Annotated in this window: 17 protein-coding genes and 4 pseudogenes; 16 read left to right on the top strand and 5 right to left on the bottom strand. The window is 59.9% G+C overall.

All coding sequences use genetic code 11. The features are described from left to right. Positions 1–17: 17 nt before the first annotated feature. The 5 genes from PTE30175_RS10955 (at position 18) to PTE30175_RS10935 (ending at position 4,482) form a co-directional block, all read left to right on the top strand. On the top strand, positions 18–1,196 hold the full coding sequence (locus PTE30175_RS10955) for a thiolase family protein (protein ID WP_150697109.1): 1,179 nt from the start codon (positions 18–20) through the stop codon (positions 1,194–1,196). A 27-nt stretch (positions 1,197–1,223) separates the two neighbouring features. Beyond that, positions 1,224–1,988: an SDR family NAD(P)-dependent oxidoreductase gene (locus PTE30175_RS10950; protein WP_150697083.1), complete on the top strand. Its 765-nt coding sequence runs from the start codon at positions 1,224–1,226 to the stop codon at positions 1,986–1,988. 7 nt (positions 1,989–1,995) lie between these two features. Next, positions 1,996–2,760, top strand: a complete 765-nt coding sequence (locus tag PTE30175_RS10945) for a crotonase/enoyl-CoA hydratase family protein (protein WP_150697108.1) — start codon at positions 1,996–1,998, stop codon at positions 2,758–2,760. 62 nt (positions 2,761–2,822) lie between these two features. Continuing rightward, positions 2,823–3,596, top strand: a complete 774-nt coding sequence (locus PTE30175_RS10940) for an enoyl-CoA hydratase/isomerase family protein (protein WP_150697082.1) — start codon at positions 2,823–2,825, stop codon at positions 3,594–3,596. Next, positions 3,589–4,482, top strand: a complete 894-nt coding sequence (locus PTE30175_RS10935; RefSeq protein ID WP_150697081.1) for an SMP-30/gluconolactonase/LRE family protein — start codon at positions 3,589–3,591, stop codon at positions 4,480–4,482. Before PTE30175_RS10940 ends, PTE30175_RS10935 begins: the two co-directional genes overlap by 8 nt. 98 nt (positions 4,483–4,580) lie before the next feature. Here PTE30175_RS10935 and PTE30175_RS10930 read toward each other — a convergent pair whose 3' ends face one another. Then, complete coding sequence (locus PTE30175_RS10930; protein ID WP_150697080.1) at positions 4,581–5,675, bottom strand: CaiB/BaiF CoA transferase family protein; 1,095 nt, start codon at positions 5,673–5,675, stop codon at positions 4,581–4,583. Positions 5,676–6,105: 430 nt separating this feature from the next. Here PTE30175_RS10930 and PTE30175_RS10925 point away from each other — a divergent pair, with 430 nt between their 5' ends. The 9 genes and pseudogenes from PTE30175_RS10925 to PTE30175_RS10885 form a co-directional block, all read left to right on the top strand. Further along, positions 6,106–7,065, top strand: coding sequence for a LysR family transcriptional regulator (locus PTE30175_RS10925; RefSeq protein WP_150697079.1), 960 nt, complete (start codon positions 6,106–6,108; stop codon positions 7,063–7,065). 210 nt (positions 7,066–7,275) lie between these two features. Next, a complete protein-coding gene (locus PTE30175_RS10920; RefSeq protein ID WP_224788693.1) occupies positions 7,276–8,310 on the top strand; it encodes an extracellular solute-binding protein in 1,035 nt (344 codons plus the stop codon). 92 nt (positions 8,311–8,402) lie between these two features. Continuing rightward, positions 8,403–9,542: an ABC transporter ATP-binding protein gene (locus PTE30175_RS10915; protein ID WP_150697078.1), complete on the top strand. Its 1,140-nt coding sequence runs from the start codon at positions 8,403–8,405 to the stop codon at positions 9,540–9,542. Beyond that, positions 9,535–10,440, top strand: a complete 906-nt coding sequence (locus tag PTE30175_RS10910) for an ABC transporter permease (protein WP_150697077.1) — start codon at positions 9,535–9,537, stop codon at positions 10,438–10,440. The genes PTE30175_RS10915 and PTE30175_RS10910 overlap by 8 nt, the downstream gene beginning before the upstream one ends. 26 nt (positions 10,441–10,466) lie before the next feature. Further along, entirely contained in the window at positions 10,467–11,270 is an 804-nt protein-coding gene (locus PTE30175_RS10905) for an ABC transporter permease (RefSeq protein ID WP_224788692.1), read from the top strand. A gap of 601 nt (positions 11,271–11,871) precedes the next feature. Continuing rightward, positions 11,872–12,387 carry an AMP-binding protein gene (locus PTE30175_RS10900; RefSeq protein WP_224788703.1) on the top strand — a complete coding sequence of 172 codons (516 nt, stop codon included), beginning with the start codon at positions 11,872–11,874 and terminating at the stop codon, positions 12,385–12,387. After that, on the top strand, positions 12,350–12,730 hold the full coding sequence (locus PTE30175_RS10895; RefSeq protein WP_191628981.1) for an AMP-binding protein: 381 nt from the start codon (positions 12,350–12,352) through the stop codon (positions 12,728–12,730). The genes PTE30175_RS10900 and PTE30175_RS10895 overlap by 38 nt, the downstream gene beginning before the upstream one ends. Next, the gene (locus PTE30175_RS29205; protein WP_150697073.1) at positions 12,727–13,026 is read left to right on the top strand and encodes an AMP-binding enzyme; all 300 of its coding nucleotides are present in this window, start codon (positions 12,727–12,729) and stop codon (positions 13,024–13,026) included. The genes PTE30175_RS10895 and PTE30175_RS29205 overlap by 4 nt, the downstream gene beginning before the upstream one ends. 39 nt (positions 13,027–13,065) lie before the next feature. Further along, a pseudogene (locus tag PTE30175_RS10885) lies at positions 13,066–13,987 on the top strand (IS5 family transposase); the annotation flags it as partial. Positions 13,988–14,365: 378 nt separating this feature from the next. Here PTE30175_RS10885 and PTE30175_RS10880 read toward each other — a convergent pair. Together PTE30175_RS10880 and PTE30175_RS10875 are read right to left on the bottom strand one after the other, a co-directional pair. After that, a complete protein-coding gene (locus PTE30175_RS10880) occupies positions 14,366–15,499 on the bottom strand; it encodes a porin (RefSeq protein WP_150697072.1) in 1,134 nt (377 codons plus the stop codon). 384 nt (positions 15,500–15,883) lie between these two features. Further along, positions 15,884–16,258: pseudogene (locus tag PTE30175_RS10875) on the bottom strand (LysR substrate-binding domain-containing protein); the annotation flags it as partial. On the opposite strand from PTE30175_RS10875, the pseudogene PTE30175_RS10870 reads away from it, so the two are divergent. Next, a pseudogene (locus PTE30175_RS10870) lies at positions 16,259–16,657 on the top strand (electron transfer flavoprotein subunit alpha/FixB family protein); the annotation flags it as partial. It lies immediately after the preceding pseudogene. Between the two features lie 309 nt (positions 16,658–16,966). Here PTE30175_RS10870 and PTE30175_RS10865 read toward each other — a convergent pair. Next, entirely contained in the window at positions 16,967–20,431 is a 3,465-nt protein-coding gene (locus PTE30175_RS10865) for an adenylate/guanylate cyclase domain-containing protein (RefSeq protein WP_150697071.1), read from the bottom strand. A gap of 320 nt (positions 20,432–20,751) precedes the next feature. Next, a pseudogene (locus tag PTE30175_RS10860) lies at positions 20,752–20,877 on the bottom strand (IS6 family transposase); the annotation flags it as partial. A gap of 252 nt (positions 20,878–21,129) precedes the next feature. On the opposite strand from PTE30175_RS10860, the gene PTE30175_RS10855 reads away from it, so the two are divergent. Then, positions 21,130–21,855, top strand: a complete 726-nt coding sequence (locus PTE30175_RS10855) for an ABC transporter permease (RefSeq protein ID WP_150697070.1) — start codon at positions 21,130–21,132, stop codon at positions 21,853–21,855. Position 21,856 lies beyond the last annotated feature (1 nt).

Raw genomic sequence — 21,856 nt, 5'->3', positions numbered from 1 at the left:
AGGATACCCAAATGACCTTGCAGACACCTCTCATCATCGATGCAATCCGAAGTCCGGCGGGCCGCATCAAGGCAGGTGGGGCCTTCACTGAATTGCACCCGACGGAACTGCTCGGACAGGTGCTTCAGCATCTGATACAGCGTAACGGCATTGACCCGGGGGAAGTTGGCGACGTGATTACCGGGTGCGTGAGTCAGGTCGGTGAACAGTCGGCCACTCCCGGGCGGGTCGCATGGTTGGGCGCTGGCTTCCCGGAACATGTCCCGTCGACCACCATCGATCGCAAATGCGGATCGTCTCAGCAGGCCATCGCTTTTGCGGCACAGGCGATCATGGCGGGCATGCATGACATCGTCATCGCCTGCGGTGTCGAGTCGATGAGCCAGGTCCCGATGGGCAGTGCGCGAATCGACAGAAATCCGTTTGGGCCGTCGTATGCGGCACGTTACGGCGCGCAGATATCGCAAGGCGTTGCTGCCGAGCGCATGGCCGCGAAATGGAACCTCTCGCGGGAAGACCTTGACCGCTATTCCGCACAATCGCACCAGCGCGCAGCGGCAGCTGCAGACTCGGAACAGTTCGCCCGCGAGATCGTCGGCATCCGCACCGCTGCTGGACTCATTGAGCGCGATGAATCAATCCGCGTTGACACCACTGCAGAGAAGCTTGGGCAACTTAGGGCGTCGTTCGCAGATGAGATGTTGCGCGAGCGGTTTCCTGAAATCACGGACTGGCGTATCACCGCGGGCAATTCATCACAGATGACCGACGGCGCATCCGCCGTGCTCCTTGTGAGCGAGCGTCTTGCGACGCGCCTGAACCTCAAGCCTCGCGCGCGGTTCGTTGCATTCGATGTTCGCGGCGATGACCCGATGATGATGCTTACGGCGCCCATAGCCTCCAGCCGGGCAGTGCTGCGCAAGGCGGGTTTGCACGTTAGCGATATCGACGCATTCGAGGTGAACGAAGCGTTTGCGCCAGTTCCACTTGCGTGGCTCAACGAGCTTGGCGCGGACCCGCAGCGTCTTAACCCGAGCGGCGGCGCAATTGCGCTGGGCCACCCTCTCGGCGCCTCGGGCGCGCGTCTTACCACCACACTGCTGAACTGGCTGGAAGTGAACGGCGGAAGGTACGGCTTGCAAACCATGTGCGAGGCTGGCGGCATGGCGAATAGCATGATTATTGAGCGTATCTAGACACACGGATCAACGGAGTATTCGAGCATGAAATTTGAAAACAGCAGCGCTATCGTCACAGGCGGTGCGTCTGGACTTGGACTGGCAACGGTGCGCCGGCTCGTTGAGCGGGGTGCGCAGGTTGTGATCGCGGATCTTCCTGCCTCCAATGGGGCGGCCGTGGCCGACGAACTGGGGTCGCAGGTGCAGTTTGTCGCGGCGGATGTCGCTAGCGAAGAACAGATGCAGGCAGCCATCGGCGCAGCCACTTCGCGCGCGCCGCTTCGCGCCCTGGTCAACTGCGCGGGTCGCGGCGGCGCACTGCGCATCCTGGACAAGGAGGGCAATCCCGGCTCGCAGGAGTTCTACGAGAACATTGTCCGCGTCAACCTGTTCGGCACATTCAATGCCTTGCGGCTGGCCTCTGCCGCGATGGCGAAGAACGATATTGAAGATGGCGACCGGGGCGTGTGCGTGCTCACCTCGTCGGTTGCGGCGTGGGAAGGCCAGATCGGACAGATTCCGTATGCATCGGCGAAGGCAGGTATCGTGGGCATGACCATCGTTGCGGCCCGAGACCTGGCCCAGCGTGCCATTCGCGTGGTGACAATTGCGCCTGGCATCTTCGATACACCGATTCTCGCCCGCCTGCCTGAAAATGTCCGGGAGTCGCTGGGTGCGTCGGTTCCCCATCCCCCGAGACTTGGACAACCGGATGAATTCGCACGCCTGGCGATGCATGTCTTCGAAAACTCCATGCTGAACGGCGAAACCATCCGGCTCGATGGCGCCATTCGCATGCAACCGCGTTGAGGTGCGTATGGTATCCGAACTCCTCATCGAACGTCAGGACGGCGTCCTCGTGCTTACGATGAATCGCCCCGAGGCACGCAACGCGATGACCCAGGCGCTGGCTCGTGAAATCGCTGGCGCGCTTGACCAACTCAACGATGATCCGCAGCTTCGCGTCGGGATTCTGACGGGAGCGGCGGGCAATTTCTGTTCCGGCATGGATCTGAAGGCTTTTCTGCGCGGAGAGGTGCCACGCGTAGAGGGGCGTGGATTCGGAGGACTTACCCAACGCCCGCCCCTAAAACCGCTGATTGCAGCGGTGGAGGGCTATGCGCTAGCCGGTGGCTTCGAGATGGCGCTGGCCTGCGATTTGATCGTTGCGTCGCGTACGGCAAGCTTCGGGTTGCCGGAAGTCAAGCGTGGGTTGGCGGCGACTGCGGGCGGGATGATGCGACTGCCGCGACGTATTCCCTATCACGTCGCCATGCAGTACGTCCTCACGGGTGACGTGATGCCTGCCCAGCGGGCACGCGAACTGGGTCTGGTGAACGAACTGACGGAGCCCGGACAAGCGCTCGCTGGCGCGCTGGAATTAGCCGGCAAGCTGCAGGCGAATGGTCCTCTCGCTATCGTCGCGGCAAAGCGCGTGGTGAGTGAGTCGAGGGACTGGCCGGAAAGCGAAATGTTTGATCGTCAGGCGGCTTACACGCGACAGGTATTCGAGTCCGAAGATGCGAAAGAGGGAGCGCGCGCCTTTGCCGAGAAGCGTGCTCCCGTGTGGAAAGGCAAATAAGTCTCGACCGGGCGCCCGTCCGTTTTGGAAAGGGCAACCGGTGAGCGCGTGGGGAGACGAACATGCAAACGACACATGACATCCTGGTCGAAACGAACGGTCAGGTCCGGGTCATTACACTGAACCGGCCGCACCGCCTGAACGCGTGGACCGACTCCATGCGCGCAGAAGTGTGCGCGGCTTTCAGCGAAGCGGAGTGCGACGACAGCATCGGCGCCATTGTCATCACCGGTTCGGGCGAGCGCGCCTTCTGCAGTGGCCAGGATTTCAATGAAGTCCATGACCATGATGCGCAGACCGCAGCCATCTGGATGGCCACTTGGGAAAAGTTCTTTGACGTGTTCAGGTCGGCATCCAAACCGGTCGTGGCTGCGTTGAACGGGCTCGCCGTGGGATCCGCGTTTCAGGTCGCGCTGCTGTGCGATCTGAGAATCGCGCATCCTGGCGTCCGGCTTGGGCAACCGGAGATTAACCAAGGTGTCGTGAGCATCACCGGACCGTGGATCATGCGCGAGATGCTCGGCCTGTCGCGCACGGTGGAACTGGTGCTCACGGGACGTCTGATGGACTGCGAAGAGTCAGCCCGCCTGGGTCTCGTGCATGAGGTCGTCAGTGCGGCAGAAGTGCTTCCCCGTGCATTAGCCATCGCCGAAGAACTCGCGGCGAAGCCGCGCACTGCCATGCAAAGAAACAAGGCATGGTTGCGTCAACTGACCGAGCCGGGGTTCAGAGAGGCAGCGGCCGAAGCCATTCGCGCGCATGCCGACGTATTTGCTTCTGGCGAGCCAAGCAAGCACATGAAACAATTCTTGAAAAGCGATGTGAAACATGCCTGAACTGTCTTCTGTTGTTGAGGTCGCCGTAGACGCGAAGACGCGTATCGGCGAATGCGTGCTGTGGTGCAAGTTCAGCAACGCGCTGTACTGGACAGATGTTGAAGCTGGCAGTTTGTATCGCTGGCACCCACACAGCGGCGAACGGTGCTCATGGAACCTGCCTGAAAAGCTGGCCAGTTTTGCGCTGTGTGAGGACAGCGATTACTTGCTGCTGGGACTCGCAAGCGGGGTGGCACTGTTCAATACGGTCACGGGCGAAGTGGGACCCATCTCGGTCGTCGAGGCGGACTTGTCTGATACGCGCATCAACGACGGGCGTTGTGATGCTGAAGGACGTTTTGTGTTTGGTACGTTCAACCATGTACGTGGTGGTGGGCCTATTGGCGGTTACTATCGCGTGGGTCCTGACCTCGCGATCGAACGTCTGCCATTGCCGGCGTGCACGGTCGCCAACGGGATCGCTTTCAGTCCCGATGGCAGGACGATTTACTTCGCGGACTCACCTACCGGCGAAATAAGATGCGCCGAGTACGGCGTCGACGGGTCCATTGGCGCCTGGCGCACGTTCGTCCGATTCGCGGATGGTGATGGCTACCCTGATGGCGCGACGGTTGACGCCGACGGAGGCTTGTGGAGCGCGCATTGGGACGGCGGCTGTGTCGTGCGGTACGGACGCGACGGGAGCGAGACACTCAGAATCACGCTGCCGGTCACGCGACCGACCTGCGTCACCTTCGGCGGTGCCGAGCGTTCGGATCTGTTCGTGAGCACCGCGACGATCGGCCTCAAGGAGCCACAGCGGCTGGCTCAGCCGTCTGCGGGCGCGATACTGCGCGTTGCCACGACGTACCGCGGCCAAGAGGAGCGTCGTTTCATTTTCCGGTAGTAGACGCTCGCCATGGTGACGGGGCGGTGGGGCCGTAGCCGGGAGCGTCGTGCGGAGCGTCGGATGGCGACACGACCAGACCGTGTCGCTTCGCGTCACTAAGTCAGGTTGAGTCCCCAGTCACGAAGGACCTGTTCGGGTTCGCTGCGTGATTGGACACGTGTGGCAGAACCGGGGGTCCGGCTGAATACTGGTGCGGCGCCCGGCTGCGTCACACCGTCGATTGTGACGAAGGTGCCGCGTGCGATATTGTGGCAATGACGCGGCGCTTCTTCCCAGTCAAGAACCGGGGCAAAGCACGCGTCACTGCCCTCGAGCAACTCGCACCATTCACTTTGCGTCTTCGTTCTAAAGACCTCTGCGAGACGCTGCTTGAACGCCGGCCAAAGATTGCGGTTCTGCTGAAGCTGCACCAGATCCTGATCGATGATGCCGCAACGTTCCAAGAGCAGCGCGTAGAACTGCGGCTCGATGGCGCCAATGGCGATGTATTTCCCATCGCGGCATTCGTAGGTGCCGTAATAGTGGGCTCCGCCGTCAAGCATGTTTTCTTCCCGCCCATCCGTCCAGCTTCCGGCCGCGCGAAATCCGTATGTCATCGCCGAAAGCAACGCGGTTCCGTCCGTCATGGCGGCATCCACCACCTGACCTGTGCCCGAGCGTCGTGCTTCGAGTACGGCCGCGAGCACACCGAACGCGAGCAGCATCCCACCGCCACCGAAATCACCGACGAGATTCAGTGGAACAACGGGCGCCTGATCTTTCCAACCGATTGCGTTTAGCGCGCCCGAAATCGCAATGTAGTTGATGTCGTGTCCGGCAGCCTGCGCGAGTGGTCCTGTCTGTCCCCACCCCGTCATCCGGCCGTACACCAGTTGAGGCCGACGCCCGAGCAAAATATCAGGACCGAGTCCAAGTCGCTCCATCACGCCCGGCCTGAAGCCTTCGATAAGCACGTCGGCCGTCTCCACCATGCGAAGCACGGTTTCCTGACCTTCTCGCCGTCTAAGATCGATCTCGATGATTGGACGACCGCGGGCAGTGACTTCTGTCCTGTCGATCTTTGCGGCTCCGCCCGGGCGCTCAATGCGTACGACCTGTGCACCCATATCTGCAAACAGCATCGCGCAGAACGGTGCAGGGCCCATTCCTGCCATCTCGATGACTTTCAAACCTTCAAGTGGTCCCGGCATATGTCCTCTTTTCACATGGATTCACAAGACTCCATGTGAGCACACAGCGAAGCGACGGACCACATCCTTCTGCAAACGCTTTGTTCGGCAATTGGGGGGGAAGCGCCGCGTACGCGGGTTTTGGCTTCGGACGCCGCCTGCGGCCTGGTTCGGCTATGCCTAACCATAGAGCATAGCGACGGACTATCAATTGTCCGTTAATATTTGGGGCCCGAGCCTTGGCGCGAATCGGTGGCGACAGGCCTCGCGAGATGGCGGCCACGGGCCGGGCGGATGGGCTTATCCTGATTGCTAGCGAGTGGGAGTATCTGCGAATCTCGACTCCCGGTGCGCCAGTGCCAGCGCGTTGACTGTTTAGGAGCAAAGGGGCGCTTTTTTTGCCTACTTATCATCGGCTAGCCGAGAACACAACTACACGGAATATCTTCTGATGTCGAAATTGAAGCAAGTGACCGATCTCGACCTGCGACTGCTCCGGAGCTTCGCCGAGATCGTCGACCGGGGCGGGTTTGCAGCGGCACTGGCGGCGCTCAATATCTCGCAGTCCGTGATGAGCGAGCATTTGAAGACGCTGGAAGTGCGGCTGGGGTTTGTGTTGTGCAAACGCGGACCGGGAGGGTTTAAACTACTTCCTGAAGGCGAACGGGTATACAAATCTGCGAAGCAGCTGTTCACCGCAATTGATGCCTTCAAGGAAGACATTGGCGAGATTGGTGACGAGCTCGCGGGTGAAGTGATCATCGCTGTGGAGGACGAGATAATTACCAACCCTTCGTGCCGTCTGCCGGAAGCGCTGCACGCGTTCGGCGAGCGGGTCGGACGGCGCGTGCAGGTGCGACTTGAAATCATGGTCGGCTATCAGGCCATCAGTCGCGTGGCGGATGGATCTGTGAGTCTTGGCTTGACCGTCTCCGATGCTTACACACGTGATGTATCAACGCAACGCGTGTTTGATGAAGTCGCCTACCTTTTCTGTGGCAGGGGTCATCCGCTTTTCGATGTGGCCGACCACGAGATCACGGAAGCTCAGCTTTCCGAGTACCCGTATTCGAGTCGTGGGCATCTGGAAAGAAAGGATGTCTTGCTGATCACGCGCGACTATCGTGTGGGAGATGTCGGGCTCGGCGCGCAGGCGCAGCTTGCACTCGTTCTTTCGGGGCGTGATCTCGGTTACGTTTCCCAGCATCTCGCGGCTCCTTTCGTGGCGACCGGCCGAGTGCGCGCCGTCAGGCCAGACATCACCCGACGGACTGTACCTATTAACGTCGTCAGCCGGGACACGGGGCCTCATGGGAAGCTCGTCGCGATGCTCCGTTCATGCGTTGTCATGGCCCACATGCCCAGCCCTGATTCCGCACACCCAATCGATGCTGGTCCGCACACGACATAAGGGTTAACGCCTAGCACATGCGCTTTTCGGCGCCACTTACCTGCGATCCGACCGATCCTTGGTTCTCCAAGCAGCGATAGTGAAAAAAAAAGTCGATCCATATACTGAATTTGCGAATCGGCCGCTATGGCGACGGTTCGGGCTATGGCGACTTCAGCGGTTCATCGAACCTGAAGCGTTCTCGTAAATCCAGGCTTGAGGAAAAATCACATGTCAGTCGAGAAAGCAGTCAAGTTGATTGGGATCGCAGCGATGCTTGCGTTCAACGGCACCGCCGCAGTCGCGGCGCCCACACTGGAGGGGCAAAAGATCACAGTCGCTACCTTTGGCGGAGCGCTGCTGACGTACGTGCGCCAGGCGTGGATCACACCGTTTGAGAAGGCGACAGGCGCAAAGGTTGATGTCGACACCCCGAACACCCGCGCCAAACTCAAGGCGCAGGTCGATGCGGGCAATGCTGTCTGGGACGTCTTCACGGAAGACGCGGCGTTCATCGAGCAGAACTGCGGCGTGCTATTCGAGAAGGTGGACACATCGAAGTTCGTCGCGGCGGGCATCGACAAACGGTTCGTGACAAACGACTGCGGTGTGCCGACCTCAATCGTGTCGGAAGTGTTCGCATACAACGAAGACAAGTTCGGCAAAAATCCTCCTAAAGGATGGACGGACTTCTTCGACCTCAGCAAATACCCGGGCAAGCGTGCGATCTGGAACAACCCGACAAGCGGCATCTTGGAGGCCGCACTTCTCGCGGACGGGGTGCCTGCGGACAAGCTGTATCCCCTGGACCTCGATCGCGCGTTCAAGAAGCTCGATACGATCAAAAGTTCGATTATCTGGACCCAGTCGACGGGCGGTCTGACGGATGCGCTCGCCAACACCCAAGTCGATCTTTCGCTCGCCTATGCTGGCCGTGCCTACGCGGCCGCCAAAACCGGCACCAAGATCAACGTGGTGACGAACCAGCAGATCGTCTCTTGGGATCAGTATGCTGTCGTGAAGGGTAGCAAGAACAAGGCAGCGGCCGATGCGTTCCTTCAGTTCATCGCACAGCCTGAGCAACAGGCAAAGCTCACCGAACTTACCTCGTATGCAACGGCCAATGCAAAGGGGCATCCGAAGGTCGATGTCCTGACCGAGCGCTTCTTGCCCGTCCTGAGTAAGGCGGTATTCACGAATCAGGAGTGGTGGGCCAAGAATTTCGATGCCGTCAACCAACGATTCGTGGCATGGCAGTCGAAGTAACGCTGTTCGTAGTCTAAAACTCACGCGGGCAGCCGTGGTCCGGATTGCGTGGGCCACGGCCAGCTACCGACGATAATTGTCTTGAGAGACCCATGATGTTGACCTCTCCGCAATCCAACACCTCGACCCGCGGCCTTGGCGCGGCCTTATCCATCAGGAACCTCACGAAGCGGTACGGTCAGAACCCGCCCGCAGTGGACAATGTCAGTCTGGAGATAACAGCGGGTGAGTTTGTCACCTTCCTTGGCCCGAGCGGCTCGGGGAAGACGACGACGCTCAGCATGGTGGCGGGTTTTACGGATGTGACTTCGGGGAGCATCATGCTAGGCGGGCAGCCGATCGAGGAGCTGCCCCCGCACCGTCGAAACATCGGGATGGTTTTCCAGAGCTACTCGCTCTTCCCGCATATGACGGTGTTCGACAACGTGGCATTTCCGCTGCGTCGGCGCGGAGTAGGCAAGGCGGAAATCAGAGTCCGCGTGTCGCGAGTGCTCGATCTCATCCAACTGTCTGACAAGGCCGGCCGGTATCCGACTGCGCTGTCTGGAGGCCAGCAGCAGCGGGTGGCGCTTGCCCGTGCGATTGTCTTTGAGCCGACGCTTCTGCTGATGGACGAACCGCTCAGCGCCCTGGACAAGAAACTTCGCGAGCAGATGCAACTGGAAATCCGTCGCTTACATAAGGAATTGAACATCACCTTCATTTTCGTGACTCACGATCAGGAAGAAGCACTCGTGATGTCGGATCGCATCGCCGTTTTCCAAGACGGAAAGCTCGCCCAGGTTGGGACGGCCACGGACCTTTACGAGCGCCCGCAATCGCTGTTTGTCGCGAACTTCCTCGGAGATAGCAATATCCTGAGAGGTAGTGCCCATGCCGATGGCGATGACCACATCCTGGTTACCTCGTTCGGTCAATTCAGGGCCCCGCGTGAGAGAAATATCGATCGCATCAAGGATGCGGCCATTAGCGTGCGTCCCGAACGCATGCGCGTGTTGCCGATGTCGCAGGCGTGCGATGATGCCAATCGGGTCACTGCGCGCGTGTCGCAGATCATCTACGTTGGCTCATCGCGCAAGGTGGAAGTGACTTTGCCAGATGGGTCACTCATGCAGGTGCGGGAGCAACCCCGCGACCAGATCGATGTGAAGGAGGGCGCCGAAGTCGCCGTGTGCTGGCCAAGCACCGCAAGCAATCTTCTGCCTGTCGAGTACGGAGGTCGTGGTGACTGAATCCGCAACCGTGTCAACGCGCCAATCGGAACCGGAAGCTCTTGTGCAGAAATCCCGGAGATCTCGCGTACGTATTACGTCGCCGATGCTTGCCATCCCCGTGGTGGTTTTTCTGGGAGCATTTTTTCTCTATCCTATCCTGATGATGATAGTGAAGAGCGTCACAGACGTACCTGCTGACGGAAGGATTTGGACAAATTTCGCATGGTTCTTCTCTGATGATACGAACATGCGAATTTACTGGAACACCCTCCTGACTGGCGGTCGGGTGACAGTGTTTTGTATTCTCGTTGCCTACCCGATGGCCTACGCGATGATCTGTGCCAAGGGGGTATGGAAACTGGCCATACTCGGTGTCGTACTCTTGCCGTTCTGGACCAGCGCGGTGGTGCGCAATTTTGCGTGGGTTGTGATCCTGCAGGACAGGGGCGTGCTCAACTATCTATTGGCACTGGTGGGGATCGCACCTGTTGGGCTTCTAGGAACCTCGACCGCCGTGACGATCGGCATGACCCAAGTTTTGCTGCCTTTCGCCGTATTGCCTATGTATACGACGATGCAGAAGATCGACCAGAACCTGATGCGGGCCGCGCTGATGCTTGGGGCAAGACCCGTCGTTGCGTTCGCAACGGTCTTTCTGCCGCTTTCCCTGACGGGCGTATTTGCGGGCGCGATTCTGGTGTTCGTGCTGACGCTGGGGTTCTATGTAACGCCGGCCATACTCGGATCGGTCCGTGAAGCCATGCTTCCGCAGATCATTTTCAGACAGGTAACGGACCTGCTCGCGTGGGGACGCGCCAGTGCCATGTCCGTTGTCCTGCTTGTTACCACTATAGCCATTCTTGCCATAGGTGCGATGCTGACGCGCAAATTGCGGGATCGCATTGGAACGAAGTAACTATGGGGGCGACCGTGCAAATTATTTTGAAATCTCTTTCCGCTCGGCGTGCAGGCTATACGACCTTGTATGGTTTCGCTGTCCTTGTGGCATTCACGCTTATCGCGCCACTGCTCGTCATCATTCCGATGAGCTTCACGGGGGTGCAGTCGTTCTCTTTTCCGCCGAAGGGCCTGTCGACGCAGTGGTACACCAACCTGTTTACGAACGAGGCCTGGTATCGCGGCATGATCCAGTCGTTTGGCATCGGCATTGTCGTGACCGTGCTATCGCTTTTCCTCGGCACGATGGCCGCGCTGGCACTTGCAAGAATGAGCAACTTCATGCGAGCCACGACGTCGTCACTATTGCTCTCGCCAATGATCATTCCAGCCGTTGTGAGCGGTGTCGGGACGTACGCCGTTTTTCTTAAATGGCATCTGACCGCGAACTACCTCGGGTTTATTCTGGCGCACACAGCGCTGGCGATACCGTTTGTGGTGACGACGGTTGGCGCCGCATTGAAGGGATTCAACCGAACGCTTGAATATGCGGCGGCCAGTTGTGGCGCGACACCCATCGAGACGTTCTTTCTTGTGACCATGCCGATTATCCGTCCTGGGCTGGCCAGCGGGGCGCTGTTCGCGTTCATGGCATCGTTCGACGAGGTGGTAGTCGCGTCGTTTTTGACGGGACCGGACCTGAAGACCTTGCCCGTGCAGATGTTCACCAGCGTCTGGGTTGACTCCGATCCGACGCTGGCAGCAGTGTCCACCGTGATCATTACTGCAACGTCTGCGGCGATCCTGCTCGTCATGCGCTCCAACCGGCGCAGGACAGCGCATGTGTGACGGCGGCGGAGCAGATCGGAAGCCAGGCACAGCTCAGCGACCGTCAGCGGCGCGGCCACGGGCAAGCGGGTATGACTCCCCGACCCGCTCCTCTGAAGGTCACAAATCGTCGGACCGGTTCTTTTGCGTTGTTCGGGCTAGCGTGTTGATGAAGTGACCAATTGACAGCAAACACTGTGGGCCGGTATGGCTGATGGACACCACTTTCGCTGTTTTTTTACGGAATGCGGCGCGCCGCGTCGCGATGAGGATCGGGAGACATACCACGTATCGTCTACCGCACGTTTCACCGGAACTTCTTCTCATACTGCATCGATTCCTGGTTGCGGTACCTGATGCCAGCCGTTGCTGGTGCTGGTCAGGCCATTTGTACACCGAAATTAGACTGTGCGCGTGTCAGTGACGACCGGTGCACCGTTCCCCATTGCATGCGCCGTCTTTCCAAGCCCGGCTGTCTCATTTTGACTTTGGCATCTGACACCCTCTGGCGGATTATGTTCGGGAGGGGCCAGTCCCGCTTCCTGCTTGCCGCACCGACATTGCGGCTGCCCGCCGCGGCAGGCTCGCGGGTCCTCCGGTAGTGACTGTTTGAGAACTCGTGATGATCAACACTTCTGTCACTAGGCCTGCCGTCTTGGCAGATATTCTCCGGGTTCCATCGCCTGAAACGATCGCCTTGGAGTACCAGGGCAGAGCGTGGTCATACGGGCACCTAGCAAACGCCTCCGAGCGGATCGCGGCCGCACTGGCCGCCCGGGGCATCCGCTCCGGCGACCGTGTCGCAATCTGGCTGCCAAACAGCGGTGACTGGTTCGTTGCCGCGTTCGGCTGCTACCGGCTCGGTGCAGCATATGTCAGTATCAACCTGCGACTGACCGGCCGTGAAGTCGGTGAACTCCTCGTGCGTACGCGAGCAGCAGTGCTTTTCTGCATCGATGGTGCCGAAAATGAGATCGACCTTAGGCAGATGAAAGCCCTGCGACTAATTGTGAACACTGGTGATGGAGAACTTTCAGCCGGCGAAAACGGAGTTCAAAGCGCCGGGCTTGACTGGCTCGACGGGAAGAAGAAGGTACGGTATGACGGAACTGATGGCCGGCTTCGCCGTGCAACCTGAAGGCGCGAGGCTGGCTTATCGCGAACAGCCGGGTGACCTGCCCGTGTGCATCGGCGCGGTCTTTAGGATCGTCGATCCCGCTACGGGCAAGACTGTGCAACAGGGCGCGGTCGGCGAACTGGAGGTGAAGACACCTAACCGTATGCGAGGTTATTTGGACGATGAGGCGGCCACGACGGCAGCGATAACCGCGGACGGGTACTTTCGAACGGGGGACCTCGGCTGGATTCGCGCCGATGGGGCGGTCGTATTCGAATCGCGTGTCGACGACGCGATGCGGGTGGGGGCTATCTGGTCAGTCCCGCCGAAATCGAGGAGGTTCTGCATCAGGATCCGGCCATGAACCAGTGTCAGGTGATAGCCGTGCCTGTCGATACCGCGACTTGGCCTGTGGCGTTTGTCGTGCCTCGGACAAATCTGGTCCCCGACCCGAACGCACTGCTGCGGCGCTGCAAGGACTCGCTCGCCCCTTTTAAGCGGCCTCTCCGGATCTATATCGTTGATGAACTCCCGATGTCTCACGGACAGAACGGAAGCAAGGTGCAGCGACATGTTCTGCGGGAATGGGAGACACGGCGGCTTGGCTCTAACGGGCTGCTGAAATACCTCGACGCGAGGTCATCCGCTGCGCAGGGGTAAACGTTGCATGAAGGTACCCCAGAAACGGTGATGGAAACGATGGGCGGCCCCGACAGCTATACCGAATCGATGTTCACGATGAGCAAGTTGGACGATTTCGTTCCGGCGAACCACCCGCTGCGACCGATTCGGCAATGGTTGAATGAGACGTTGGTCAGCATGGACAGCGTGTTTGCGCGGATGTGCGAACGCGACGTCAAGGGTGGTCGACCAAGCATCGCGCCAGAGAAGCTGATTCGGGCGCTGCTGCTGCAAGTGCTGTACTCGATTCGCAGCGAACGGATGCTGATGGAGCAGATTGCCTACAACATGCTGTTCCGCTGGTTTGTCGGCTTGGCGATGGACGACGCTGTGTGGGATGCCTCGACCTTCAGCAAAAATCGCGACCGCTTGATGGTCCACGACGTCGTGGTGGCGCTGTTCAACGAGACGGTCGAGACGGCGCACCAACGGGGCTACCTGCCGGGTGAGCATTTCAGTGTCGACGGCACGCTGATTCAAGCGTGGGCCGGTCACAAGAGCTTCGTGCCAAAGAAGCGACGTGACGATGACGATACGCCGTCCGATGCGCGTGCGCAGCCCAATGCGAATTGGCACGGACAGAAGCGCAGCAATGCGACGCACGAGTCGACGACCGATGACCAGTCGCGTTTGTTTCGGAAGAGCAAAGGCGTGGGGGGCGGTGCTCTGCTACATGGGTCATGTGCTGAGCGACAATCGTCACGGACTGCTCGTCAATGCTCAGGTGACGCTGGCCAGCGGGACAGCCGAACGTGATGCCGCCGCCGACATGCTGGCGGACGCGGCGCAAGCATCCTCGACGCCCATCACAGTCGGTGCTGACAAGAACTACGACACGGCGGGCTTCGTGCAGGCATGCCGCGAGAATGCAGTCACGCCGCACGTGGCGCAGAACCATGCGCGCCAGGGTGGCTCCGCCATCGATGGGCGTACCACACGTTGGCGGCAAACGCGGCCCCGCGTGGGTGAAAATAGGCCAGAAGGGGGGCGCCGACTGGCCAGCGATTGAAGGAGATCGTGCCGGACTTCGACCGGTAACCTGCAAATCCAACTCAATGAAGGAACTGCTGCGTCGCCCGTGAAGGGTATTTCAGTAGCCTGTTAGTGAATTTCCCTGGGGCGGCCATTAATCGGGCTCGGCGGGCGATAGACGTTCGTCAGGGCGGGGGGGCGTGCGCGGTATGCTGCGGACTTTCCGGACTACCGCCACGCACCGACCTGAATCCGACCTCAGGTGATCGCGGCGGCGATGTGCAAGGGGCAAGTCCGTTGCAACTTGACCCCTTGGGCGCAACAAAAAACTGGCCCTGGCACCGAATCAGAATTTGTGTCGAATGCCCATCATGGCGAACTCCTGCGAGCTCATTCCGGCAGCCGCGTAGGAATCTGCAACCACAGCTTGCGCATTCCCAACACCGTTTTTCCCGGACGCGTGTGCGTAGGCAACCGACGCGTAGAGCTCGGTACGTTTGCTCAACGCATAATCGCCTGCAATAGACACCTGGTGATAGGTCGCGGCGGAGTCGCCGTTGGATTTCAACAGATTGTAGCCGATCTGGAACGTGTAGGCGGGACTCGCATGCCAAACTACGTACACGTTTCCATTGTTGTAGCGCTCGGCTGATTTGAAAGTTGAAGCGCCGTCAGCCAGATACTCGCTATAGCTGTAGTATCCACCGACCGTAAAGTTGGAAAACGTGTAATTTGTACCAGCTCGAAGGATATTTACTTTGCTTGCAGTTGCGTACGCGGAATTGACCGGAGAAATAATCAGATCTTTAAAATCCTTCGTGCCCCGGGTAGCAATCGAAGCATTCCCATTGTCGATGTGAAGGTAGCCGCCACCAAAATTCCATTGGTTTGCCGAGTATGAAACACCTACACCATAGGATTGTCCCGATCCTGTGCTTCCTGCAATGCCACCTGCTGCATACGCGGCGCGAAATTCCAATCCATTGAAATTGGGCGAGGCATACTGAACTGAACTGCTCATACGCATCAGGCCATCGGAATTGTCTACGTTGCCAGGAGTGGTGAAGTAGTACAAATAGGCGTTCGGCTGGACGGCAAACGTCTCGTAAAGCAAGGGATCGTACTGACGACCGACAGTCACAGTGCCGAGATTATTGGATTTCAGCCCGACATATGCCGAGCGACCAAATCCCGAGGAAGTCATGGCGCCCGAGTTGACATCGAATCCACTCTCGAGTTTGAAGATTGTCGACAAACCTCCACCGAGATCTTCTGAGCCCTTCAATCCCCAATTGCTACCGGTGAGTTGCCCGGATTGAAGGGAAATCTGATTGCTCTGACCGCCCGTATTGTGGACATACTGCAACGAGTTATCGATTGTGCCGTATATCGTTACATTACTTTGTGCACGGCTGGCTTGCGGGGCAAGTGCTACAATCGCAACCGCCGAAAGTGCGGAAATCGATCGGAATTTGTTCATTTTTAATCCTTTAAATAATCTGAGCTTATTCATTTCGATCGGCGAATTGAATTTCCGCGCAGTTGTTTATTTCAAGTTGATCCTGATTGTTATCGAAAATGCAAATCATGATTCTATTTCTCTAGAGTTGCGTCCGATGCGGAACGCCCTTCATCCACACGAAGAGTGGGTCGCCAAACGCACAGCATCGAGAAACCATGCAACTCTGTGGAAGGATGATATTGATCGACAAAAATAAAAACATTCGAAAGATCCGAAACTATGTTCGATCGATTGTCGATTTGTAGAAAATATTGGCTGAGTATTGGTGTATACGATGACGGGTAGCCATCGAGGGAGTAAGCATTGGGAGGAGGCAATCCAGAGCTCCCTCCTTGGGTGCCATCAAGGATTCACATACCGCATTTCGGATGACTCCCCCATCAGCAGCGCCCGGTTCGCGTCGGCCGTGGCGGCGCGCAGATAGTCCCACAACGCAGTCATACGGCGCAGCTTGCGGAGATCTTCACGGCTGCTGAGCCAGAAATGCCGCGTCAGAACAATCTCGTCGGCCGGGATCGGCACGAGTGCGGGATTGGGGGCAGCCATGAAACACGGAAGAATCGCGAGTGCGCTTCCCTGTAGCGCTGCATGATATTGGGCAATCACGCTGGTGCTGCACAGGCTGGCGGTGACACTGGGTATCGTGCGACTCAAGTACAGCGGTTCGGGGCTGAACGCGAGATCTGTCACATAGTTGGTAAAGGCGTGATCGCGGAGAGCCGCGAAGTGACGAAGCTGGACCGCCCGGAGCTTACCGCGGCGACGATCATCGTCTCGGGCGGGCGTGGTCTGGGCAGCGGCGAAAACTACAACAAGGTGCTCGAGCCGCTCGCTGACACGCTCAACGCTGCACTCGGTGCATCGCGTGCCGCGGTGGACGCGGGCTTCGTGCCAAACGATTACCAAGTCGGCCAGACCGGTAAGATCGTCGCGCCGCAGCTGTATATCGCGGTCGGTATCTCCGGTGCGATCCAGCACCTGGCCGGCATGAAGGACTCGAAGGTTATCGTGGCGATCAACAAGGACGAGGAAGCACCGATCTTCGGCGTGGCCGATTACGGCATCGTCGGCGACCTGTTCACGGTTGTACCCGGGCTGGTCAGCGCTCTTGGCTGAGCTTTGTTCAGGTGAGCCGAAGCCAGGGACTGCCGACAGCCCCAGATGCGCCATGAAGTCACTCACGCATGCGCCATCCAGTCGGTGCTGAACAATTCGTTTTGACTCGCTGACGGCGTTAGCTTATCGCCGTCAGCGCCATGTGTTCACGTCAATGGGCCAGTTTCGCCCGAGCTTGCCCCCCGTCTCGCGCTACACCTTTTGATCATCGCCCGCAGCGTACGAGTCATTCCGCACCGCAAATACAACGGTGCCGGGCGCGTCACACAGTTATCGATGACGCGTCGACGCCAAGGTCAGCGCCTGGTGTCACCGGTTCGCTCGAACGGGTGCGAGAGCATCCAGCAATGCCTTGGCCTCGCGCAAGTCAGCGGTGTCGAAACCTTCCGTAAACCAACCGTAGACTTCGGAGAGCGCTTGCCGGGCCTCCGCAATTTTGCCCTCGCACTGCCACAGCCGGGCCAGGCTCGACACGGCGCGCAATTCCAGCGATCTTGCGCCCTGATGGCGAGCCACCGCGATCGCCTTGCGAAAGCACGCTTCGGCTTCGTCGCTGCAAGCGGGTGCGCCATCGTCGTGGTTCCCCGCACCGAGCAGCATGATCCCCTTCAGCCGATGCAACTCCGCCTCAAAGCAACGCTCCCCGGTTTTGTCCATGATCGCCATCGCCTGTTCGAGCATGCCGACGCCAGCCTCCCTGTCGCCCGCGCTCCGGTATCTGTCGGCAAGCAGGGCCAGGAAGTACGAGCGCTGATCCTCGCCACCGGCGGCTCGGGCGGCGGCCACGCCTTGGCTCATTTGGGCGATCCCGTCCTGGAGACTGTCGCGTTCGGTCAGGGCCCAGCCCCGAAAAAGGGTTCCCCACGCGAGCCAGTACGGCAATCCCTGCTCGGTTGAGAGGGTGATGACGGCTTCCGCATGCTCGCGGGCCAGCGATGACTCGCGGCGAAGCTGATGCAGCTCGGCCGCGTAAGCCAGGGTGAACGCCAAGGTTGGACCGTAGGCAAGCTTCTGTGCGAGGGCAAGCGCCTCCAGGCTTCGTTTGAGCGCCTGATCGGGGTATCCCTGAAGCCACAAGGTCGGAACCAGGAAGTTCAACGCCCGGATGCCGGGATCCACGCCGTGAGTGAAGACATGCACCTGATGCTGCTCCGGATCGTAGATGGCGAGTGCTTGTTCCCCGTGGGTGCGGGCGGCGTCGAGCTCGCCCTGGAGGAACAGGCACGCACCGAGTGCGCTATGCGCCTCCACGAGCAGGCCCGGATCCTTTGCACGCCGCGCTATGCGAAGCATCCGCTTGCCCAGTTCGCGCGCAGTAGTGTACTCCGCGCGCGTCAGGTAGTGGATCCTCAGTCCCAGTTGCACTGCGAAGAGCTGCGACGTCTCGCCAGTCTGCTCGCACAACACCAGCGCGCGGGTATAGGCCGCGCCCACCTCCGGCGCACCGTAGCCTCGCACGTCCATCAAGACAGGTCCCAACGAGAGCAGCAGCGTCAGTTCCCGATGCGCGCGAGCCGGGGTGTCGGGCAGACGCTTGAGCAACTCGAGCGCCGCGCCGAGGTGATGCATCGCATCCGGATGCGCGGAATGCCAAAGCGCCTGTTGCCCGGCACGATGCAAATACTCCACGGCCTTCGTGATGTTGCCGCTCAAGCTGTAGTGATGCGCAAGTTCGCTGCAGTAGTCCCCGATGCGGGTAGGGAACAGCGCCTCGATCGCCTGCGCCGTGCGCTCGTGCAGCGCGCTGCGCCGCTGCGTGAGCAGCGAGTGGCCGGCCACTTCCTGCGTCAGCGCATGCTTGAACGAATACTCGACCTCCGGGAACGCGGGCCGTTCGTAAATGAACTCCGCGGCTTCCAAGCGGGCCAGAAGCTGGCGAAGCTCGTCGTCTGTGTACCCAACCTGGCCACCGCCGACGCGCTGGATCAGGCTAAACGGAAATTCCTTGCCGATCACGGCGAGGGTCTGCAGCAACTCTTTCTCCGCGACGGGAAGCCGGTCGATGCGGGCGGCGAGCACGCCTTGCACAGTGGTAGGCATATGCAGCGCAGCCGGCGTCTGCTCAATCCGGTAACGGCCAGGTTCGCCCAGCAGCGATTTCTCCTCGACGACCGTCTGGACCACTTCCTCGATGAAAAAGGGGTTGCCCTCCGTCTTCTCCAGAATGAGCTGTTTGAGCGGTCCGAGGGTTGAATCGTCGCCGAGCAGCGCCATGAGCAAGCCCTGGGCGTCGGCCGGGCCCAGTGGTTCGAGCCGCAGTTGGGTGAAATGGTCCGACTGTTGCCGACCAGGCTGATACTCTGGCCGATAGTTCACGAGGAGCAGGATTCGGGTGTCCTGCACGTGTTCGATCAGGTACGCGAGGAATGCTTCGGTTCCGCGATCCAGCCATTGCAGGTCCTCGAACAGCAGTTCGATCGGCTGGTCGCGGCTCTCGCGCGTCAGGAGCTGGATGATCGCGTCGAAGGTCCGGTCCCGCCGGACCTGTGGATCCATCTCCGCCAGCGCCGAACTGGGTTCACCGATGCCCAGCAGATAGCGCAGGTACGACACGAGTTCCTCGAAGCTGCGGTCGAGCGTCAGCACCTTGCCCATAATTTTTTCCCGGCAGCGCCGCTCGTCGTCCTGCGCGGTGATCTGGAAATAGTTCTTCAACATCTCGATCAGCGGCAGATATGCGAAAGCCTTGCCGTGCGACACCGAGAACGTCTCCAGCACCAGACAGCCACGCCGCGAGCGCTCCTTGAATTCATGGAACAGCCGCGACTTCCCGACCCCGGCATCCCCGACCACCGCGACGATCTGCCCGTGGCCCGCCCTGGCCTGTTCCAGCGACCGGTTCAAGTGCTCGAGTTCGACCTCGCGGCCGACGAAGCGCGCCAGCCCACGGTGCGCCGCCAGTTGCAGGCGCGTGCGCAGCGCGCCGGGACCCAACACCTCGTACACCGAAAGCGGCTCGGGAATGCCCTTGACCTGGGTGGCCCCGAGCGCCTTGAACTCGAAATAGCCCTCCGTCAGCTTGTGCGTGGACTCGCTCACCAGGATCGACGAGGGAACTGCGATTCCCTCCATCCTGGACGCAATGTGGATCGTGTGCCCGACCGGATCGTAATCGGTGTGCAGGTCGTCGGTGCGGATCGAGCGCACGACGACCTCGCCGGTGTGAACGCCGACGCGGATCTGCAGCGGAATGCCTTTTTCCAGACGAATCCGGTCGCCGTGGCGGCGCATCGCGCCCTGCATACGCAGCGCCGCAAAGAGCGCGCGTTGCGGATGGTCCTCATGGGCGATCGGTGCGCCGAACAGTGCGAGGATGCCGTCGCCCAGCGATTTGGCGACGTAACCCTCGTAGTAGTGGACCGCTTCCATCATCAGCGCGACAACGGGCTCGATCAGGCGTTGGGCCTCTTCCGGGTCCAGGTCGTGAACCAACGCCGTCGAGCCGGCCATGTCGGCGAACAACGCCGTGACGGTCTTGCGTTCACCCGCGATCTCGCCGCGGGCTTCCATCGCCGCCTGCTCGGCGCGGATGCGCTCGGCAAGGTGGTGGGGCGTGTAATGGATGGGCGCCGGAGCAGGCTCCGAAACAGACCGGGGGCGCAGGGTTGGCGCTGCGGGCGCACCGGTCAGGGACGCGCCGCACTCGCTGCAGAATTTGGCGGAAGGCTCTGCCTCATGGCCACAGCGCTGACACGTGCGCGACAGCATGGCACCGCACGCTTCACAACATCTGGCCCCGGTGAGGTTCTCGAATCCGCAGTTTGCACAGTGCATACGACCTCTTCATTTGCCGAGGGTCAGCATTTAAACGTTACGCGCCGTGCCCGCTTGCGTCAAGATCCGGCTGGCTCACAAACCTGAGCGAGTCGCGCACACACATCGCACGCAATGTTCCGGCGATATTTGCACGGAACGTCACTTCCATTGGATCAGTGTCGGCTTGAGCTCAACTGACTGCGCGTTGATCTACTGGTGGGCTGACGCCATTCATACGGGGTTGCGCAGCGACGACTCCGATGGCCAGTGTCGGTTCTGTCGCGATAAGGGCGGCGAGGCCCACGTCCCGATATAGTAAGGATTGCATAAGTTTCAAATGAATGGAATTTCTCGGCAGCAGTCCGCGCGATACCATCGTGTTGCATCTTCCCCCTCCTGATCATGTGCATCACTTCGATGCCCGACAGAATGACGCGGGCGCAACGGAAATCCCTGAAGCCCATATAGAAGACTTCATTACCCCGGTTCGCCGCGTATACGGCCCCGAAAGATGTCGAATTTGATCGATTTTCGGCTACGGGATATCCCTATATATCGTTGATTTGCATGGATAAAAGATGCGTCATGGCCGAAGCATGTCGCTTTCGTGACAAACAGTGTCGATCCCGTGGTAACGGGGAGGCGCCCACTGCGACTATCTTGTAACCAAAGCAGAAAACACGATAAACAAGGCCCCGTGAGGGCTAGGAGACATAGTGGAAACCCTCGCTTTCATTCTGGACAATCTGGCGAGCATCGCTACGATGACGGTCCAGCATCTCGAGATCGTCGGCGTGGGGGTCGGTTGCGCCATCCTGACCGGCGTGCCGCTGGGCATCGCGATCACCGTCAACGAGCGCCTCGCCAAGATCGTGCTGTACGTCGCCTCGACCATCATGACGATTCCGTCGGTGGCGCTGTTCGGCCTCATGATTCCGATGCTCTCGGTGATCGGCCAGGGCATCGGCTTTTTGCCGACCGTCATCGCGCTGTTCCTCTATTCGCAGTTGCCGATCGTGCGCAACACCTACACCGCGATCACCAATATCGACCCGGCGCTGCGCGAGGCGGCCCGCGGCATGGGCATGAAAACCGGCGAGCGGCTGCGCCGGGTCGAGATTCCGATCGCGCTGCCGATCATCATGGCCGGGGTGCGCATGGCGGTGGTCATCAATGTCGGCGTCGCGGCCATCGCGGCCTACATTGGCGCCGGCGGCTTGGGCAAGCTGATCAGCCGCGGCATCTCGCAATCGGACCCGCGCCAGCTGATCGCCGGTGCCATCCTGGTCAGCGTGCTCGCCATCGCCGCCGACTTCGGGCTCGGCTACGTTCAACGGCTGCTCACGCCCAAGGGGCTGCGCAGCCCCTCCCGGGCGGCGGGTCTGGCGCTGCGCCTTGGCGCCTTGGCAGGCTTTCGCAAACATCCTCGACACGCGCAATGAT

Origin of the sequence: Pandoraea terrae, assembly GCF_902459695.1 — a bacterium.
GTDB lineage: Bacteria > Pseudomonadota > Gammaproteobacteria > Burkholderiales > Burkholderiaceae > Pandoraea > Pandoraea terrae.
Note: the sequence above shows the minus strand (reverse complement) of the source record. Positions and strands in the feature narration are given on the sequence as shown.

What these genes read in the sequence shown, in the direction of transcription:
- PTE30175_RS10925 (WP_150697079.1), top strand. Translation starts at nt 6,106, where the DNA reads ATGTCGAAATTGAAGCAAGTGACCGATCTCGACCTGCGACTGCTCCGG.
- PTE30175_RS10900 (WP_224788703.1), top strand. Translation starts at nt 11,872, where the DNA reads ATGATCAACACTTCTGTCACTAGGCCTGCCGTCTTGGCAGATATTCTC.
- PTE30175_RS10920 (WP_224788693.1), top strand. Translation starts at nt 7,276, where the DNA reads ATGTCAGTCGAGAAAGCAGTCAAGTTGATTGGGATCGCAGCGATGCTT.
- PTE30175_RS10930 (WP_150697080.1), bottom strand. Translation starts at nt 5,675, where the DNA reads ATGCCGGGACCACTTGAAGGTTTGAAAGTCATCGAGATGGCAGGAATG.
- PTE30175_RS10880 (WP_150697072.1), bottom strand. Translation starts at nt 15,499, where the DNA reads ATGAACAAATTCCGATCGATTTCCGCACTTTCGGCGGTTGCGATTGTA.
- PTE30175_RS10950 (WP_150697083.1), top strand. Translation starts at nt 1,224, where the DNA reads ATGAAATTTGAAAACAGCAGCGCTATCGTCACAGGCGGTGCGTCTGGA.
- PTE30175_RS10940 (WP_150697082.1), top strand. Translation starts at nt 2,823, where the DNA reads ATGCAAACGACACATGACATCCTGGTCGAAACGAACGGTCAGGTCCGG.
- PTE30175_RS10865 (WP_150697071.1), bottom strand. Translation starts at nt 20,431, where the DNA reads ATGCACTGTGCAAACTGCGGATTCGAGAACCTCACCGGGGCCAGATGT.
- PTE30175_RS10935 (WP_150697081.1), top strand. Translation starts at nt 3,589, where the DNA reads ATGCCTGAACTGTCTTCTGTTGTTGAGGTCGCCGTAGACGCGAAGACG.
- PTE30175_RS10915 (WP_150697078.1), top strand. Translation starts at nt 8,403, where the DNA reads ATGATGTTGACCTCTCCGCAATCCAACACCTCGACCCGCGGCCTTGGC.
- PTE30175_RS10945 (WP_150697108.1), top strand. Translation starts at nt 1,996, where the DNA reads ATGGTATCCGAACTCCTCATCGAACGTCAGGACGGCGTCCTCGTGCTT.
- PTE30175_RS29205 (WP_150697073.1), top strand. Translation starts at nt 12,727, where the DNA reads ATGAACCAGTGTCAGGTGATAGCCGTGCCTGTCGATACCGCGACTTGG.
- PTE30175_RS10895 (WP_191628981.1), top strand. Translation starts at nt 12,350, where the DNA reads ATGACGGAACTGATGGCCGGCTTCGCCGTGCAACCTGAAGGCGCGAGG.